Here is a 16,592-nt window from a genome sequence, read left to right as displayed (position 1 = left end):
AAACAATTGGCAAAACTGACCAGTTTCGGCGATGAAGCAAGGATCGCGCTCGACACGCTGACAGACCGAGCCACAGGCTTGATGTCTCCGTCGCTGAGATTGGGGGTAACAGGGCTTTCTCGCGCTGGTAAAACGGTTTTCATCACGGCTCTGGTGCATAATATGGTGCATGGCGGTCGCCTGCCCCTGTTTGAAGCTTACAAGTCGGGACGCATCTCGCGTTCCATGCTTGAGCCGCAGCCCGATGATGCAGTTCCGCGTTTTCAATATGAAGAGCATCTTTCGGCACTGCTTGACGAGCGTATCTGGCCGGATTCTACGCGTGCCATTTCACAACTCCGTCTGACAATCGAATATGAAACAGCTTCTGTCTGGGGGCGCTGGCTATCACCGGGGCGACTTTCGGTAGATATTGTCGACTACCCCGGCGAATGGCTGCTTGATCTGCCCTTGCTGGGCAAAACCTATGGTGAGTTCAGTGCAGACTCCTTCGCTCTGGCTCATGAGCCGACGCATATCGATCTTGCTCAAGCTTGGATTAATGAAGCAAAAGCAATTGTTCCCTCTGAAAACGCAGATGAGCTGACAGCGCAAAGGCTGGCCAAAAGCTTCACTGCCTATCTGCGCGCAGGCAAAGCTGATGAGCGTGCGCTCTCCACTCTGCCTCCGGGGCGCTTTTTGATGCCTGGCGATCTTGAAGGTTCGCCAGCGCTTACTTTTGCCCCTCTACCCGACCTAAAACCTGACGATTTTAAAACCGGCAGTCTGGCCGCAATGATGGAGCGTCGCTACGAGGCCTATAAGACGCATGTGATCAAACCATTTTTTCGGGAACATATCGCGCGGCTTGATCGACAGATTATCCTCATCGATGCCATGCAGGCCATGAATGCCGGTGGCGCTGTGGTTGCCGATCTGGAGCGTGCGCTGACCGATATTCTCTCCTGTTTCCGTCCGGGGCGGGCAAATCTGCTGACCGGGCTCATTCAGCGGCGTATCGGACGCATTCTGGTTGCTGCTACAAAGGCCGATCATCTTCACCACGAAAGCCACGACCGGTTGCAGGCAATCGTTCGCCGTCTTGTTGAGCGGGCGATTGAACGCGCTGATTTTTCGGGTGCCGATATCGACGTATTGGCTATGGCGGCTGTCCGCGCCACGCGTGAGGCGACAGTAAAGGAAGGCAAGGATACCTTGCCTGTCATTATCGGAACACCGCTGGAAGGCGAGCGTATCGACGCTGAAATATTCGACGGTGAAACAGAAACAGCTATATTTCCCGGTGATTTACCAAAAAATCCTAATGTAATATTCGAACCATCGATTTCGAGTGATGAACCAGCCATTCGATTTGTTCGTTTCCGACCTCCGCGGCTGGAGCGCACGGCGGAAGGCATAACGCTTTCGTTGCCGCATATTCGGCTTGATCGTGCATTGCAGTTTCTAATCGGGGATCGTCTGGCATGAGTGAACAGCCTCCACGCAAACCCGCAGCATTTACCGTTCAAAAGCCGACGGATACGATTTCGCCCTCTGGAGCACCGAATGATGCGCCGCGCCGCCCGCGTGCGGTTACCGATCTTGAGAAGGTCATTCCCGAGGTCGATGTCTTCGCCCTGACGGATGAAGAGGCTGCAGAGCTGGAAGTTCTGGACCCTTCATTTGAAGCTCCGCCTCGCCGGCGATGGTCGTTGAGCAAAATATTGTTTGGTGCGTTGGGCATCCTTGTTTCATTTGCGATCGGCATCTGGACCGAAGATCTCATTCAGGCGCTCTTCACGCGCGCAGACTGGCTCGGCTGGACGGCGCTTGGCGTTGCAATGATTGCGCTTGCTTCTTTCGTCGCCATCATCGTGCGCGAGCTGATCGCATTAAGACGGCTCGCCTCTGTTCAACATTTGCGCAAAGACGCGGCCGATGCAGCGGAACGTGATGATATGGCCGCTGCGCGAAAGGCGGTCGATGAATTACGGACAATAGCGGCCGGCTTGCCGGAAACCGCTCGCGGCCGTCAGATGCTTGATGGACTGACCGATGAAATCATCGATGGCCGTAATCTTATTCGTCTTGCCGAAACGGAAATTCTGAAACCACTTGATCGCGAGGCACGCGCACTCATTCTCAATGCTTCCAAGCGTGTTTCCATCGTAACAGCTATCAGCCCGCGGGCTCTTGTTGATATTGGCTATGTGATCTTTGAATCTGCACGCCTTATACGCCGATTGTCACAGCTCTATGGTGGCCGTCCCGGCACATTGGGCTTTCTCAAGCTTGCGCGACGTGTCGTAGCGCATTTGGCCGTTACCGGAACGATTGCTATGGGAGATAGCGTTATCCAGCAGCTGATAGGTCATGGTCTGGCATCGCGTCTTTCCGCAAAACTGGGTGAAGGCGTGGTCAATGGCCTAATGACTGCGCGTATCGGGATTGCAGCGATGGATGTTGTACGCCCCTTCCCGTTCAATGCTGAAAAACGTCCCGGCGTAGGCGACTTTATTGGTGATATTGCCCGCATCAATGGTGAAAAGGTCAACAAGCCGACTGACCGAAAATAATGAGCTCTTCCCAATAATCTCTGTGACTTCAGCCGCCATGAAAACGAAGCGTTAACCATTCGAAACGATTATAAGCTTCACTATCAGGTGCTCGAATCTGTGATCCTTGCGCCAACAAAACACCCTGACGTTCGGTTGCGGAGTGTTTGTAGATCATCTATTGGAATGGTGCCTAGCGGTCGAGATTCCGGGACAGAGCTGAATATGAAAAACTACATCGCTGCATGCCTTACGCTACTGCCCGCATCGCTTTTTGCTGCGCCAGCTCTGGCTGCAGACAAGGATGAACAGTTTTTTCAGACGATTGAAGGCCAATGGTCCGGTCCGGGCGAAATTGTTGCCGGAAAATACAAGGGCACAAAATTTGTCTGCACGCTCGCAGGCACTACCCCTGACAATGCGGTTGGAATGACGCTTGATGGTTCTTGCCGCGTTGGTGTTTTCTCGCAGCCTATGAAGGCAACCGTGACGCGCGTCGGCTCCAACTATTCGGGCAAGTTTAATGACGGCGCTGAAGGTAAAGGCCTCAACGTTACCTCTGGCTCCGTAACCGGCAACAAGGTGGTTCTCGGTCTTAACCGTAAAGAGCTCAATGGCGCGATGCTTGCTCGCGTTGCCGACAAGAACACTATGAATGTGACTGTTTCGGTCCGCGTTGAGAAGGAACTTGTTCCGGTAATCGGTATGAGCCTCAAGCGCATCGATAATATCGCTGTTGGCAGCATCGCCAAAAATTAAGCGGCTCTGTGTAAAAATAGGGATTAGAGCGGTTACAATCTAATCCAGCCACCAGCCCGCATCAGTGCGGGCTTTTTCTATTTCAAAAGTGGCACAGGCCTTTTCCCACTCCGAAACAGTTTTACCCGCAATCTGAAGTGACGGCGCAATATCATTGAGCGGCACGAGCACAAATGCGCGCTCCTGAATACGCGGGTGTGGAAGCTCCAGTGCAGGTTCGTTCATGATAATCGCCTCGCCTGCATCATCCTGCATCGCGAGAATATCAATATCGATGATACGCGGCCCCCATCGCTCCAGCCGAACGCGTTTGAGCGAACGCTCTACATCAAGACAGGTATCGATGAGCTGAAGCGGTGCAAGTGCGGTTTCGATCTGCGCACAGGCATTGTGAAACCAGGCCTGATCGGTCTTTCCCCATGGCGGTGTGCGATAGACCTGAGAAACCGCGATAACATTGGTATCGGTGCGCGCATCAAGGAGTTTCAGCGCCTTGGCCATCGAAGCGACAGGATCATCGATATTGCCGCCAAGCCCAAGCCAGGCGCGATAAGGCAAAGCAATGCTCATCAGCGTGGATAAACCACCGTTACTTCAACATGATCAAGCACACCTGGAACTGGTGCGTTAGGCTTGCGAATGGTGATTTCAGCACGTTTGATCTGCGGGAAACGCGCAGTCAGTGCCTTGCCGACATCAAGTGCCAATGTTTCAATGAGATAGCGCTGGCTGCCGGTGATGATGTCCTGAATGACTGTGAAGGCGATGCCATAATGGACCGTGCCTTCGATGTCGTCATTTTCAAGCGAGTCACCGGGATCGACATCCAGGATCGCATCAACGTAGAAACGCTGACCAAGTTTATGTTCTTCGTCAAAGACGCCGTGATGCGCGAAAAATGCGCAGTTCATGATGCGGATGGTGTACACGGCCCTGTTTCCTATTAATTCTTTAATCTGCTTTGCAGGATAGCATCGGCAACTGCAAGTGCGTCCCTATTAAAAGCGACATTGTGAACACGGAAGATGTCGGCTCCTGCCAATCGCATTGCAACCGACGTCGCAGCCGTTCCGATATCCCGCATCAATGGATCAGCCTGTTCTGTGATGGCACCAATGAAACGTTTGCGCGACGTTCCCACCAATAGAGGATAGCTGAAACGCTGCAATTCTTCCATGCGTGCCATCAAAGCGATGTCTTCATCCTTGTTTTTGCCAAAGCCAAAGCCCGGATCAAGCACGATACTGCCAGCATCAATACCTGCCCTGCTCGCAATTTCCAGAGATACATCGAGAAAGGCGAACTGATCAGCAATCACATCGGGGTCGGTATTTCTATCGCGGCTCGTATGCATGATGACCAGTCCGGCACCAGTATCTTTCGCAACCTGAGCGATTTCCGGTTCTCGCTGAAGCCCCCATACATCATTGACGATATGGGCGCCCGCCTCTACCGCAAGCCTAGCTGTTGATGCGCGATAGGTATCGATTGAGATTGTGCAGCCAAACTCTTTCGCAAGCGCACGTATGACTGGAACAACACGTGCGGATTCTGTTTCGGCATCAACTAAAGCAGCACCAGGGCGAGTCGATTCCCCTCCGACGTCGATAATCGTTGCGCCATCGTCCAGCATGGTTTTCGCAACAATCAATGCCTTATCCAGATCATTGTGATGTCCACCATCGGAAAATGAATCCGGTGTGACGTTTAAAATGCCCATAATGACAGATTTTGCGCCCAATTGGAGGTTACGACCATGGGCAAGTTGCCATTGTTTTATCATTGAAGAATATTCCAATTGTCTTTTCTGTCGGACTTTATGCAGCCAAACGGGCGATATGGCGTTTATTGATGGTCGTTATAGTTCTCTTGACGATTGCATGCCATGTTGCACATCAGTGAATGTACGAGTTTCTTTCTGGTTTTATGAAGAGGTGCCAGAACATGTCCTTTAAAAAACGAGTTCTGGCTTTGGGCTTAGCCCTCGCTGTTGTTGCTCCACAGGCAGAAGCTGCCTCCATTTTCCGGACGTTCAGCTATTATAATGTCAACGGGAAGACAGCTGCAGATCTCGACAAGGCACTGTCGCGCAGTGGCCCGTTTCTCAAGAAGACCGGTCAGCATCATCCTGGCGCTGCAGAAATCCGCTTCGATGCCAAGGTACGCTATGGGCGTGCTACGGGTGATCGCGCCTGCAAGGTTCAGGGCGTTTATGTGAATGTTCATGCAAAGGTCATGCTGCCGCGCTGGAAACAGCGCCGCAAGGCTGGCCCTGAACTCGCATTGATCTGGGATACTTTGTATCAGGATATTCGTCGTCACGAGGAAAGCCATATCGTTATCGCACGCAGCCATGCGAGTGAAATGGAACGTCAGATACGCTCATTGCGGAGCCGAACAGACTGCGCCACGTTGCGTGCAGACATCGATAAGGTGACGGAACGGCTTATGGCAGCGCATGATAAAGCGCAGGAGCGTTTTGATCGTGTTGAGACGATCAACTTTGAACGACGCTTTGAGCGTCTTTTGACTTATCGACTTGAGAAAATGACCCAGTAACGCCAGGGTCTATTTAGCTTGTTGCAAATTTTTCCTGATGGCTTGTGTCATCAGGGCAGCCTCGTGGAAACCTGAAAGAATGAGTTTCAGTTTTCCGGGGTAATGGCAAACATCGCCAATCGCATAGATTTTTGGCTGCGACGTGCAAAACGTTTCAGTATTCACGACAATTGAATTGCCGAAACGCTGCAGATCAAATGTGCCAAGTGGATCTGGACGAACGATCTGGCCTTCTGAGGTAAATGCCCCAAGCCCCGAAGCAATCACCAGGCATTTTGAGCTGAATGATGTTCCGCTGACCGTTTTGAGCTGAATACCGTTTTCACTAGCTGAAACGTCGATCACAAGCTGATCGAATTCAAAGGCAGGCTTGTAAGGCTCTATTTGAGTCAATAGCCGCTCAATAAGCTCTTCACCCATGATCTTTGCAAAAGCTGGAACATCAAAAATGGGCTTGTCTGCATAAAGCGCAGTACACTGACCGCCTGCTCGGCTCGCTGAATCAAACAAACGGCACGTAAGGCCGAACAGGCCCAGCTGAAAAACTGAAAAAAGAGCGACAGGCCCGGTGCCGATGATAGCGATGTCTGAATGACGTTCGACTTCCATCTGCGCTCCCTAATGTATCGCCGCTCTTTCCTTTTATTCTAGTTCTGGCGCTCAGGCACCTTAACGACTAGACCGTCGATCTCATCGCTTACACGGATCTGGCATGAAAGACGTGAGTTTGGCTGCACTTCATAAGCGAAATCCAGCATGTCTTCTTCCATCGCATCCGGACCGCCAACAGTTTCAGTCCAGTCTTCATCCACATAGACATGGCATGTGGCGCAGGCGCAGGCACCGCCGCATTCAGCATCAATGCCGGGAATGCCGTTGCGAATGGCTGCTTCCATCACGCTCGATCCATTATCGGCTTCGACTTCAGTTCGCGAAGCGCCGTCAGCGGACACGAAGATAATTTTTGTCATTGTCAGTTCCTGCGCACCTTACACGGCGCTATTGATAGCTTTTGTTCCGACTTCCTTGAAGGAAACAACAGGCTTCTTGAATATCTTGCTGAGGCAGATACGGTGTAATCGGTTCAAGTTCAACCATTGCAGCGCTTTGGACGGAAAACTGCGCCAAAATGCCGTTCCTTTTCAACGTTCCTGCCCTAGATCACCTATTTGGACGAGAGCTCTTGCTGCATGGGTGATATAGGCATTATCATCAAGTTGAAATTATCAGTCCGTGTAGCGTTATTTTTTTGCCGCATGAATCAAACTATTGGTAGAATAAAAATAACAGCTCTCTTTTAACGTGCATTTTTGTTAACGATTTGTAGCAGATGCATTATAGTGGTTTGTCGTTTCGGTTTGATTTCCACAGAATGATCGTTAACTTGAAAGCGCCGGAAAACCGGGATTTTTTTAAACTGAACCCTTTTTTGTTAACCTTGTATTTAAAGTTTTAGACATCCGGCGCGGGCACCTATTTCCTTAACAAGCCCGAGCCGATACGATGAAAAATGGCGGAGTAAGTTTTGTAACGGCTCTATGTTGATCCGGCCGTCGCAGTAATGAGTACGAGGTAGGCAAGGCTATGGCTTCTAAATCCAAGGCGCAAAAGCTCGACCACGAGGTTGAACAGGCACTTGAACAGGCACTCGACATCGATTTCGGTGACGATTTCGATATTGATATGGACCTGAGTGCAATTGACGAAGAATTCTCCGTCGATGACCTTGAAGAGCAGATTTCGCGTGCGGCCGAAGAACTGGTCGCAGAGCAGAACACGAAAGTGGTCGAAGCCGCGAAAGTCTCTCCTGTAAACATTACCACCGAAGGAACAGCGAAGGCGGAAACGATTTCTACCGTTTCAGTCATTGCGAGCCCTGCTGCGCCACCTGTGCCTCCAGTCGTCAGTGCAGTGCTTCCATCCGCCACGCCGGAAGCCGCTAACACTGCATCGAAGCCAGTCAACAAAGCCAAGGCGCCAGTTCAGGACGCAGCACCAAAAGCTGCAACAGCTCCTGTTTCTCCTGCGCCATCCGTTGTAGCCGCCACGCCTGCCGCCGCTCTTACGCCTGCCAACGACGATTCGCGCAATGGCAGAGCCGTTGCTGCAGCACCGCGTCGCATTACCGAACGCTCGTCCAAGCTTTTCTGGACAACGACTGCCATGAGCGTCCTTTGGGCCGCCGGCGGCGTTGCGATCAGCAAGGCAATCAGCCCTGATGTATTCTCCAGCCTTCAGGCAACAAAAGACTTCTTCACATCCCCTGCCGGTCTCGGCGTAACAGCTGGCGTCGCGCTGCCCGTCATCATGTTCTGGGGCTTCGCGCATCTGGTGCGTCGTGCGCAGGAAATGCACGTTGCAGCACGCAGCATGTCGGAAGCAGCGCTCAAGCTTTTGCAGCCTGAAGCCGCTGCAGGCGACCGCGTTTCCACGCTGAGCCAGGCTGTTCGCCGCGAAGTTGCAGCGATGAACGAAGGCATCGAGCGCACGCTCGCACGCGCTGTCGAACTTGAAACACTCGTTCAATCCGAAGTTAATCAGCTTGAACGCGCTTATAGCGACAATGAAGTGCGCATTCGCTCGCTTGTCAGCGATCTGGGCAATGAGCGCGAAGCTGTTGTCAGCCATGCCGAACGCGTTCGCTCTTCCATTACTGGCGCTCATGAGCAGCTCAAGGAAGAATTGTCGAGCGCTGCCAATATCATACGCGATAATGTTGTATCTGCATCTCAGCAGCTCAGCTCGCTTCTCGGCGATTCTGGCGAACGTCTGATCGGCAGCATCAACGAAAGCGGCGGCGCAATTGCTGACGCCATTGAAAAGCGTACCGGCGATATTGCAACACGCATCACGACTTCCGGCGAAGCTTTTGCAAGCGAACTGGATACACGTATTGCGACGCTCGATCAGCAGTCGCGTGAAATTTCGGAACGCGTAAGCTCGGCGCTTGATGAGCGTACAGCTGGCATCGCAACTCTGCTTGGCGGCGCCACGCAGTCGATGGTCAGCGAGTTCGACGCACGCCTGACCCAGCTCGACACAACGCTGAACGAACGTGGCCGCTCGCTCCTTTCCGAGTTTGAAACACGCGCCCATGCGCTTGATAGCAGCACTGAAAAGCTGAACGCGGCTCTTGAAACCCGTTCGCGTCAGATCAACGAAAATCTCATTGCACGTACTCGTGAAATTGCAGAAACCTTCTCTGGTGGCCGCAATGCACTGAGCGCAATGATCGATGAAACGAAGACCAAGATCAGCGATGATCTGACTTCGATCAGCGAAAGCGTTGGTAACGTTCTCAACGAAAAAGCTTCGGCTTTTGCTGGCAAGCTTGCAGAAAGCCGCGATGTTCTGGCGTCTTCGCTTGAAGGTGAAACTGAACGCGTTTCAGCGGTTATCCGTGGCCATGCTGATACGCTTGCCGCACGCACAAGCGATATCGAAAACGCAATTAACAACAGCGCTTCGGCTCTGGATTCGGCTGCTGAGCGGCACGCGGCTATTCTTGCTGACAGAACAAGTGTTCTTCAGGAAGAAATGGCAAACAGCGCTTCGCGCCTCGATGCGACCTTCGCAGATCACTCGCGTTCGCTGGAAGAGCGTGCAGCCTCTCTGCAGGGTGTCATCGCTGGCAATCAGGCAATGCTTGCTCAGCTGATGGATGAACGTACAAGCGTATTGCGCGATAATTTCAACGAAAATCGTGAACTGATCGCTCGTACTTTTGATGAACGGGTCAATTCGCTGCAGTCTCTTATTGCTGACAATCAGCAGGAGCTGGCACGCGTATTCGACGAACGCTCGCAGACACTTAGCCAAACAATCGGCGCAAGCCGTTCTGCCTTTGAAGCAACGTTCAATGATCACGTTCAGCACGTCGAAGAACGCACGAATGGACTGCGCTCGGTTCTCAACGATCACAACAGCGCCCTCGTCCATATCCTTGATGGGCATGAACAGACGATTGAAGGCCGCACCGCTGCGATCCGCGAAACTCTGACTGAAAGCACTGCGTCGCTCAGCCAGACCCTTCAGGATCATGGCGATATCCTTTCGCAGCGCACGACCAATCTGCACAACGCGATTGAGAACAGCAGCGATGCGATCAGCCGCGCTTTCGAAGGCCAGACCGGCATTATCGAAGAACGCACCCAGACCATGGAAAAGGCGCTTTCGATTGGCGTCGACAATGTTCGTCGCGCACTCGAACAGAGTGCTGGTGTCGTCGCAGGCTCGCTGCGTGAGAAGATCACGGAAGCAGCCAGCACGCTTTCCGCTGAAGCAGCGAAGGCTGGTCAGGCTCTCGACGGCTTTGGTCAGAGCTTCAGCGCCGATCTCATCGCGAACCTCTCCGGCACTGAAGAACGCCTCGGCGAACGCGCAAATGCGATTGCAGAACGTCTGTCGCAGATCGAAAGCAGCATTGCTGATACCGCAACCAAGACAAGCGATACGCTTGCTGGTCACAGTGAAGCATTTGCCGCAAGCGTTGCCGATAACCTGGCTGGCACAGAAGCTCGCCTGAATGAACGTGCAAGCGCGATTGCCGGCGGTCTCGAAGCCATTGAAAGCCGCCTCACCGGTGAGCTTTCAGCAATTGAAGCCCGTATCGCAGACACTGCTACCAAAACCAGTGAAACACTGGCCGGTCATAGCGAAGCATTCTCTTCAAGTGTTACGGAAAATCTTTCCGGCACTGAAGCTCGCCTTGCTGAACGCGCAGATGCCATTGCAACGCGCCTCGGCGACATCGGTTCGCGCATCACGATGGAACTGGGTTCGGTTGAAGCCCGTATCGCTCAAGTTACCGATACGACTGCCGTTACGCTTGAAGAACGTACCCGTGAGCTGAATGCTGTCCTCGCTGCACGTTCACAGGAAATCACGCAGATCCTCAATGATACTGCTGAACCGCTTGTACAGCGTCTTGCAGATAGCGGTCGCGGCCTTGCTCAGCAGCTTGAAGAAGCAACCCATGCAGCAACTGACCGTCTTCGTTCGGAAAATGCAGCACTGGTCAACGCATTGGCCAGCCGTACGGCTGAAACAATTGCTGCTGTTCAGCAGGCGAAGTCTGGCCTTTCGGACAATGTCAGCGAACTGATCGACCGCCTCGCCGCTTCAAATGGTGAACTCGGCAAGCTGATCGACGCTGCTGCCCGCAACCTGACAGACATTGATGGTCGTCTCGTTGAAACAACCAGCAGCTTCGTTGAAAACGCAAACCGCGCTGCACAGATGTTCCAGGCTTCGACCGGTCTCATCGACAACAACATCGGAACGCTGCGTGCGCTTTCGGATGGTACCCTGTCGCAGATCGCTGATATTGCGGAACGCTTTGAAGAACACGGCAAGGTTCTCTCGTCTGCTTCAGACATGATCAACTCGGCTCAGAATGGCCTTGCAGGTACTCTTGAAGACCGTCACCTGGCGCTCGACAAGCTAGCTTCCGGTCTGGTTGAAAAGTCGGAAGGCATCGAGAAGCTGATGCAGTCGTTTGAAACGGTTGTTGCATCTGCCTTCCAGCGTGCTGAAGGACAGACTCGCGTTTCTGCTGAAAAGATGCGCGAAAGCGTTTCCGAGATCGTGGAACAGGCTTCGCAGAAGTTCTCTGCTGCCACCGACGATATCCGTCGCACAGCTTCGGAAATTCGCAGCGAACTCGACACAACCCGTGGCGAGCTCAAGCGTGGCGTTCTCGACATGCCTGCAGAAGCAAAAGAAACGACGAGTGCCATGCGCAAGGCGGTTGGCGAGCAGATCAATGCTCTCAAGGAGCTTGCTGAGATCGTCAACAAATCGGGACGTCTGGTCGATGTTGGCGAAAGCCGTGCAGACCGCTCGGTTTCCCGCCCGGTTCAGACCCAGCGCGCTGCTCCAGCTCCGACACCAGTTCAAGCTCCTGTCGCGCCACGCCCACAGGCTCAGGCAACACAGGCTGATGTTGCAGTCCGTAGCCGCCCTGTAGAGGCACCAAAGGCCGCTCAGCCTGCACAATCGGCTGAAAAGCCTCGCGGTTGGGTTTCGGACCTTCTGGCTCGCGCCTCCCGTGACGATGAAGCTGCAGCGCCATCCCAGCCGCAGTCGACACAGGCTCCGCGTTCACCGAGCCACGTCGTTGAATCGCTCAACTCGCTTTCGGTCGATATTGCGCGTGCAATCGATCATGAAGCGTCGGTTGAACTCTGGGACCGCTACCGCCGTGGCGAACGCAATGTCTTCACCCGCCGTCTTTACACGCTGAAGGGTCAGCAGACCTTTGATGACATCAAGCGCAAGTATCAGACCGATGGTGAATTCCGCCGCGCTGTAGACCGTTACATGGACGACTTCCAGCGCTTGCTTGAAGACGTTGCACGCAACGATCGTGATAACATGGTCACACAGACCTATCTCACGTCGGATACCGGCAAGGTTTACACCATGCTCGCTCACGCAAGCGGACGTCTGCGCTAATCGCGGACCATATCGAATGAAAGAAAAACGCGGCTCTCGGGCCGCGTTTTTTGTTATGGAATGAAGACGGATTATCGAAGTTGCAAGTCGCAAATTATCGAAACCGAGCAACAGAGTGAAACGAGTTTAAGGTGGAGCGGTCTCGGGGTGAATAACCAGTCCATTGGACTGATTACACGCAAATCCGGCTCCGACGTTTCCGCGTCATGCACTAGAGCGTGTCACGCTTAATCGCACCCATGGTGCTCGCTCCCGATTCTGTTAGTTGTCGCATGTTCGCGAACGCTAAATGAATCCATTTAGCTGCAACATGCTTTAGGCTGGCACGAAAAAAGCAGGCCGGAGATTATCCGACCTGCTTTGGAGTGTGTTTCGATTTGATTTGATTAGATCGACGCCCTAAGCCTTTTTATTTGAAGCATAATCTTATAGATCCTCGTTTCACCCCGATAGGATTATGCTTTGACTTTAGACGCGTTCTGAAATGATTAGAGCGACGATATCGTCCAGCCCACGACCTCGCTTACAGTCCGATCAAACGCAGCGTCCAGTGCTTTGACATAGGCGCTGTTTGTCGCGCCACTGACCGGAACGGATGAGCGGAACACGCGCGTTGAGCGTACTTCACCATTCTTGTCATTCATCAGCTTCACGGCAAGCTCTACGACTGCAACACGCTGTCCACCGTAGACCTGAACGCCGAACATGCGCAGATCGGTGAGTATCTGATAATTGATTGCCAAGCCGTCGCCAGGACGACCTACACCACCAAAGACACCCGTATTTTCATAGGCCTGCACAATTCGCGACTGGACGATATTCGTCAGGCGGTCGCCCCATTGTGCGCCCTTTAGATATTCGATTGAGCCCGGTGAAGAACTGATAACGATATTTTCGCTGTCGAGGGCTTTCAACGCCGTAGGAGTCGGTATCAGCAACTGAATGCTCTTCCGACTAGGGGAAGAAACATTGGGCTGCGGTGCCGAAAGGTTGAAAGTATCGAGGGGCGTTGTCGTTCCACAGCCTGTAAGAAGGCCCACAACGAGTGCAGACACAGCAGAAGCTTTGATGAGCGAGCGGCGTGATTTCATATCAACGGAACCGATTCTGGAAATCAATGACGCGCCCTCCCGTTATACTGCGGTACGTTACCTTGTCCGCCGAAAATCAGACGCTGCGGATTGCGTTCGAGATCTGTAATTGCCTGTTCAATTCGCTGGATCGAACGACGGCTGTCAACCACAACCGACTGAACATCGCGCAGACCTTGGCCTGAGAAACGCTGCAGATTGTCTGCAATCGGTCCGAGACGCTTGTCGAGATTGGTTGAGGTCTGACGGATTGATTCAAGCGTGGCTTTTGCCTGCGCTACAACGCCATCCTTGTCGTCGCTAGACAGAAGCTTATCTGTTTTGGCTAAAATACCTTCAACGCGCACTGAAGCCGCGTTCAAACGTGCCATCATATCCTTGGCATCAGTGACAATCTGGTTGATATTCCCGGTGTTCTCGCCCAGCTCTTGAATGATGTTGGCATTCTTCGCCAGCGCGTCCGTAAAAGTCTTTGTATTGTTGATGGTATCCGTAAGTGGCCCACGAGCATCCTTCACGAAGCCTTCCAGCTGACCGATTACAGAATTAGCGCGCGCCGCGATATCCTGTGCGGTGGCGAGAAGATTGTTGATTGAGGAAGGATCAGCATCGATACGCGCAACCGTGTCTTCCTTTGCAGCTTCGGTCAGAAGATTGGGTTCATCGAGACGCCCGCCCTTCAGCTCGATATAGGCCTGCCCGGTCAAACCTTGAAAACCAAGCGTCGCTGCAGTTGAACGGGTAATCGGTGTTGTCGCATTGACGCGCGTTTTGACGATCACCATTTCCGGATTAGTTTCATCAAGTTTAAGCGCCCGAACATCACCAACTTTGATACCGTTGAACAAAACCTGGCTACCGAGCGACAATCCCGTCACAGAACCGGGAATACGAACATCAAGCTCAAGAGAATCCCTCGCTTCACCGAAGCGGGCGATCCAGTACACGAAACCGAACGCCAGTAGACTGACGATCAGCGTGAACACTCCTACCAGTACGTAATTGGCTCTCGTTTCCATACCTTATCCAGTCTGCAAGCGGCTACCCGGCCGCCGTCTGCTTGGCGCCGAAGTGTCAATCTGGCGCGCGCGCTTGCCTTGAAAATAGGATTTAACCCATGGATCGTCTACAGTCAGCATGTCTTCAATGGAACCGCTAACCAACACTTTTTTGTTGCCCAAAACTGCAATGCGATCGCAAATCGCAAACAGACTGTCGAGGTCGTGGGTGACCATATAGACAGTCAGTCCCATTGTATCGCGAAGGTTCGCAATCAGCTCGTCAAAGTCTGCTGCACCGATCGGATCAAGACCCGAAGTCGGCTCATCAAGGAAGACGATATCGGGATCAAGAGCCAGTGCGCGGGCTAGAGCTGCGCGCTTGATCATGCCGCCTGAAAGCTCCGACGGGAATTTCTCAGCTGTATCCGGTTTCAGTCCCACCAGATCGATCTTCAAACGCGCAAGCTCATCCATAAGCTTTGGTGAAAGATCGAGATATTCACGCATCGGCACCTGAATGTTTTCCAGTACATTCAACGCTGAGAAAAGCGCACCATGCTGGAACAGAACACCCATGCGCATATCGATGGCCATTTTCTCGACGTCGCCCAGACGATCGATGTTTTTGCCCAATATCTCGATATCTCCAGACTGCTTTTTATTCAGTCCGAGAATTGTGCGCATAAGCACCGACTTACCGGAACCGGACGGTCCGATGAAGCCAAGCACCTCGCCCTTGTATATATCAAGCGACAGCTTATCGAGAACAGGCGCACGACCGCCGAAAGAAACAGTAACATCACGCACCGATATGATCGGCACGGGCGCCTGATTGCTTTCCTCGTCGTGTGATTGTGGCTGCTGATCGATACTGCTCTCCATACCTATTCTTTATCCGAGCTTGCTCTGAGACTGAACCGCAAGCGAGAATCTCAAGTCTGATTTATCTCTGACTGTGTCCGAAATAGCCCATAAAAACAACGGATCGTCACACTTTTAAAAATCAATAGCGGCATAGAACATGGCAAACATGCCATCTACTACGATTACGACAAAGATCGCTTTGACCACAGAAGCAGTAACGCGACGCCCAAGCGATTCTGCGCTGCCGCCGACCTTCATGCCTTCAACAGAGGCGAGAATGCCAATGATCATTGCCATAAACGGCGCTTTAATGAGGCCAGCGAAATATGTATTGAGCGCCACTGCATCATGCAGACGGCTGATAAAAGCTTCCGGTGAAATATTTGAGTAAAACCAGGCAACGCCTGCAGCACCAATCAAAGCCGCAAGATCGGCGATGATTGTCAGCAGCGGCAGAACGACGACGAGTGCCACAAGACGCGGAAACACCAAAACGCCGACCGGATTAAGACCGATAACCGTAAGCGCGTCTGTTTCCTCGCGCATTTTCATCGAACCAATTTCAGCGGTAATCGCACTTCCTGAACGGCCCGCGATCATGATGGCGGTCAACAAGACACCCAGTTCGCGCAGTACAAGAATACCGACCAGATCGACAACAAAGATTTCAGCGCCGAAATAGCGGAGCTGAAAGGCACCCTGCTGTGCGATAATCGCACCAACAATCGTCGACATAAGTATAATGATCGGAATGGCACCAACGCCCATACGATCCATCTGTGTGACAATGGCCGGGATAGGAATACCACTGCCGCGACCAGCTTTCAGCTGCGCTCCACGGATGGTAGCGCCAAGAATATGCATGGCCATTTTGAAATCGTCATAGATCGAGACGACGCCTCGGCCCAGCGATTCCAGCATACGAATAATGACGAATGGCTTTTTGAATTGCGGCACATCAAGTGTACGCTCGACGGCATTACCGACCTCTTCCATAAGCGGAAGCCAGGCGGGCTTAACACCCTCAAGACGAACATCGATATTTTGAGACTTCAGCCTCTGACGCAGACGCTCTATGAGCCATGCACCAGCAGTGTCGAGGCTTGCCACGTCAGTCGCATCTATGATGACTGCCTGCGAACCGCCAACTTTTTCAAGCTCGCGCATTTTCTTGTCCACGAAGTTGACGCTTTGGGAAACCCAGCGTCCGCTCAGGCTAACAAGACGCGCGCCATCGTGCTCGGCCAAATCAATCTTTGGCGCGACATTGGCAGCAGTACTTGCTTTGTCGGCAGTGTCGGTCAACATGGCCTAACCTCATACACGAG

Annotated in this window: 13 protein-coding genes and 1 pseudogene; 5 read left to right on the top strand and 9 right to left on the bottom strand. The window is 52.7% G+C overall.

Annotated features, from left to right (window positions below; all coding sequences use genetic code 11):
- Positions 1–6: 6 nt before the first annotated feature.
- The 3 genes from CEV34_RS14130 to CEV34_RS14120 all read left to right on the top strand — a co-directional run bounded on the left by CEV34_RS14130 (position 7) and on the right by CEV34_RS14120 (position 3,293).
- Positions 7–1,467 carry a YcjX family GTP-binding protein gene (locus CEV34_RS14130; protein WP_094543776.1) on the top strand — a complete coding sequence of 487 codons (1,461 nt, stop codon included), beginning with the start codon at positions 7–9 and terminating at the stop codon, positions 1,465–1,467.
- The gene (locus CEV34_RS14125) at positions 1,464–2,555 is read left to right on the top strand and encodes a YcjF family protein (RefSeq protein ID WP_007874970.1); all 1,092 of its coding nucleotides are present in this window, start codon (positions 1,464–1,466) and stop codon (positions 2,553–2,555) included. The genes CEV34_RS14130 and CEV34_RS14125 overlap by 4 nt, the downstream gene beginning before the upstream one ends.
- 204 nt (positions 2,556–2,759) lie before the next feature.
- Positions 2,760–3,293 (top strand): hypothetical protein, encoded by a 534-nt coding sequence (locus tag CEV34_RS14120; protein ID WP_007874968.1) that lies wholly within the window; start codon positions 2,760–2,762, stop codon positions 3,291–3,293.
- A gap of 39 nt (positions 3,294–3,332) precedes the next feature.
- Here the strand turns inward: CEV34_RS14120 and folK are convergent, their stop codons facing one another.
- Genes folK through folP form a run of 3 tightly spaced genes read right to left on the bottom strand, consistent with a single transcriptional unit; the run spans position 3,333 to position 5,076 of the window.
- Positions 3,333–3,863, bottom strand: a complete 531-nt coding sequence (gene folK / locus CEV34_RS14115; RefSeq protein ID WP_007874967.1) for a 2-amino-4-hydroxy-6-hydroxymethyldihydropteridine diphosphokinase — start codon at positions 3,861–3,863, stop codon at positions 3,333–3,335.
- Positions 3,863–4,222 (bottom strand): dihydroneopterin aldolase, encoded by a 360-nt coding sequence (gene folB, locus CEV34_RS14110; RefSeq protein WP_007874966.1) that lies wholly within the window; start codon positions 4,220–4,222, stop codon positions 3,863–3,865. The genes folK and folB overlap by 1 nt, the downstream gene beginning before the upstream one ends.
- Positions 4,223–4,236: 14 nt before the next feature.
- Positions 4,237–5,076, bottom strand: a complete 840-nt coding sequence (folP, locus tag CEV34_RS14105) for a dihydropteroate synthase (RefSeq protein WP_007874964.1) — start codon at positions 5,074–5,076, stop codon at positions 4,237–4,239.
- Positions 5,077–5,237: 161 nt separating this feature from the next.
- Between folP and CEV34_RS14100 the strand changes: the two genes are divergently transcribed.
- The gene (locus tag CEV34_RS14100; protein ID WP_007874962.1) at positions 5,238–5,852 is read left to right on the top strand and encodes a DUF922 domain-containing Zn-dependent protease; all 615 of its coding nucleotides are present in this window, start codon (positions 5,238–5,240) and stop codon (positions 5,850–5,852) included.
- A 9-nt stretch (positions 5,853–5,861) separates the two neighbouring features.
- Here the strand turns inward: CEV34_RS14100 and CEV34_RS14095 are convergent, their stop codons facing one another.
- Together CEV34_RS14095 and CEV34_RS14090 are read right to left on the bottom strand one after the other, a co-directional pair.
- Complete coding sequence (locus tag CEV34_RS14095; RefSeq protein ID WP_007874960.1) at positions 5,862–6,461, bottom strand: NAD(P)/FAD-dependent oxidoreductase; 600 nt, start codon at positions 6,459–6,461, stop codon at positions 5,862–5,864.
- Between the two features lie 38 nt (positions 6,462–6,499).
- A complete protein-coding gene (locus CEV34_RS14090; protein ID WP_007874958.1) occupies positions 6,500–6,823 on the bottom strand; it encodes a 2Fe-2S iron-sulfur cluster-binding protein in 324 nt (107 codons plus the stop codon).
- A gap of 1,090 nt (positions 6,824–7,913) precedes the next feature.
- Between CEV34_RS14090 and CEV34_RS14085 the strand changes: the two are divergent.
- A pseudogene (locus CEV34_RS14085) lies at positions 7,914–12,308 on the top strand (apolipoprotein A-IV repeat region-like domain-containing protein); the annotation flags it as partial.
- A gap of 488 nt (positions 12,309–12,796) precedes the next feature.
- On the opposite strand, the gene CEV34_RS14080 reads toward CEV34_RS14085, so the two are convergent.
- The 4 genes from CEV34_RS14080 to CEV34_RS14065 all read right to left on the bottom strand — a co-directional run bounded on the left by CEV34_RS14080 (position 12,797) and on the right by CEV34_RS14065 (position 16,572).
- A complete protein-coding gene (locus CEV34_RS14080) occupies positions 12,797–13,399 on the bottom strand; it encodes an ABC-type transport auxiliary lipoprotein family protein (protein ID WP_007874949.1) in 603 nt (200 codons plus the stop codon).
- A 23-nt stretch (positions 13,400–13,422) separates the two neighbouring features.
- Complete coding sequence (locus tag CEV34_RS14075; protein ID WP_007874948.1) at positions 13,423–14,418, bottom strand: MlaD family protein; 996 nt, start codon at positions 14,416–14,418, stop codon at positions 13,423–13,425.
- A 3-nt stretch (positions 14,419–14,421) separates the two neighbouring features.
- Positions 14,422–15,282: an ABC transporter ATP-binding protein gene (locus tag CEV34_RS14070; RefSeq protein ID WP_007874947.1), complete on the bottom strand. Its 861-nt coding sequence runs from the start codon at positions 15,280–15,282 to the stop codon at positions 14,422–14,424.
- A gap of 114 nt (positions 15,283–15,396) precedes the next feature.
- Entirely contained in the window at positions 15,397–16,572 is a 1,176-nt protein-coding gene (locus tag CEV34_RS14065) for an ABC transporter permease (protein WP_007874946.1), read from the bottom strand.
- Between the last annotated feature and the right edge of the window lie 20 nt (positions 16,573–16,592).

The organism is Brucella pseudogrignonensis (assembly GCF_002252525.1).
GTDB classification, from domain to species: Bacteria; Pseudomonadota; Alphaproteobacteria; order Rhizobiales; family Rhizobiaceae; genus Brucella; species Brucella pseudogrignonensis.
This window is presented reverse-complemented; position numbering and strand designations above follow the sequence as displayed.

Bases quoted from the DNA above. Each gene is read 5' to 3' on its own strand.
- CEV34_RS14095 (WP_007874960.1), bottom strand. From the start codon at position 6,461: ATGGAAGTCGAACGTCATTCAGACATCGCTATCATCGGCACCGGGCCT.
- CEV34_RS14125 (WP_007874970.1), top strand. From the start codon at position 1,464: ATGAGTGAACAGCCTCCACGCAAACCCGCAGCATTTACCGTTCAAAAG.
- CEV34_RS14080 (WP_007874949.1), bottom strand. From the start codon at position 13,399: ATGAAATCACGCCGCTCGCTCATCAAAGCTTCTGCTGTGTCTGCACTC.
- folP (WP_007874964.1), bottom strand. From the start codon at position 5,076: ATGATAAAACAATGGCAACTTGCCCATGGTCGTAACCTCCAATTGGGC.
- CEV34_RS14100 (WP_007874962.1), top strand. From the start codon at position 5,238: ATGTCCTTTAAAAAACGAGTTCTGGCTTTGGGCTTAGCCCTCGCTGTT.
- CEV34_RS14070 (WP_007874947.1), bottom strand. From the start codon at position 15,282: ATGGAGAGCAGTATCGATCAGCAGCCACAATCACACGACGAGGAAAGC.
- CEV34_RS14090 (WP_007874958.1), bottom strand. From the start codon at position 6,823: ATGACAAAAATTATCTTCGTGTCCGCTGACGGCGCTTCGCGAACTGAA.
- CEV34_RS14120 (WP_007874968.1), top strand. From the start codon at position 2,760: ATGAAAAACTACATCGCTGCATGCCTTACGCTACTGCCCGCATCGCTT.
- folK (WP_007874967.1), bottom strand. From the start codon at position 3,863: ATGAGCATTGCTTTGCCTTATCGCGCCTGGCTTGGGCTTGGCGGCAAT.
- CEV34_RS14075 (WP_007874948.1), bottom strand. From the start codon at position 14,418: ATGGAAACGAGAGCCAATTACGTACTGGTAGGAGTGTTCACGCTGATC.
- CEV34_RS14065 (WP_007874946.1), bottom strand. From the start codon at position 16,572: ATGTTGACCGACACTGCCGACAAAGCAAGTACTGCTGCCAATGTCGCG.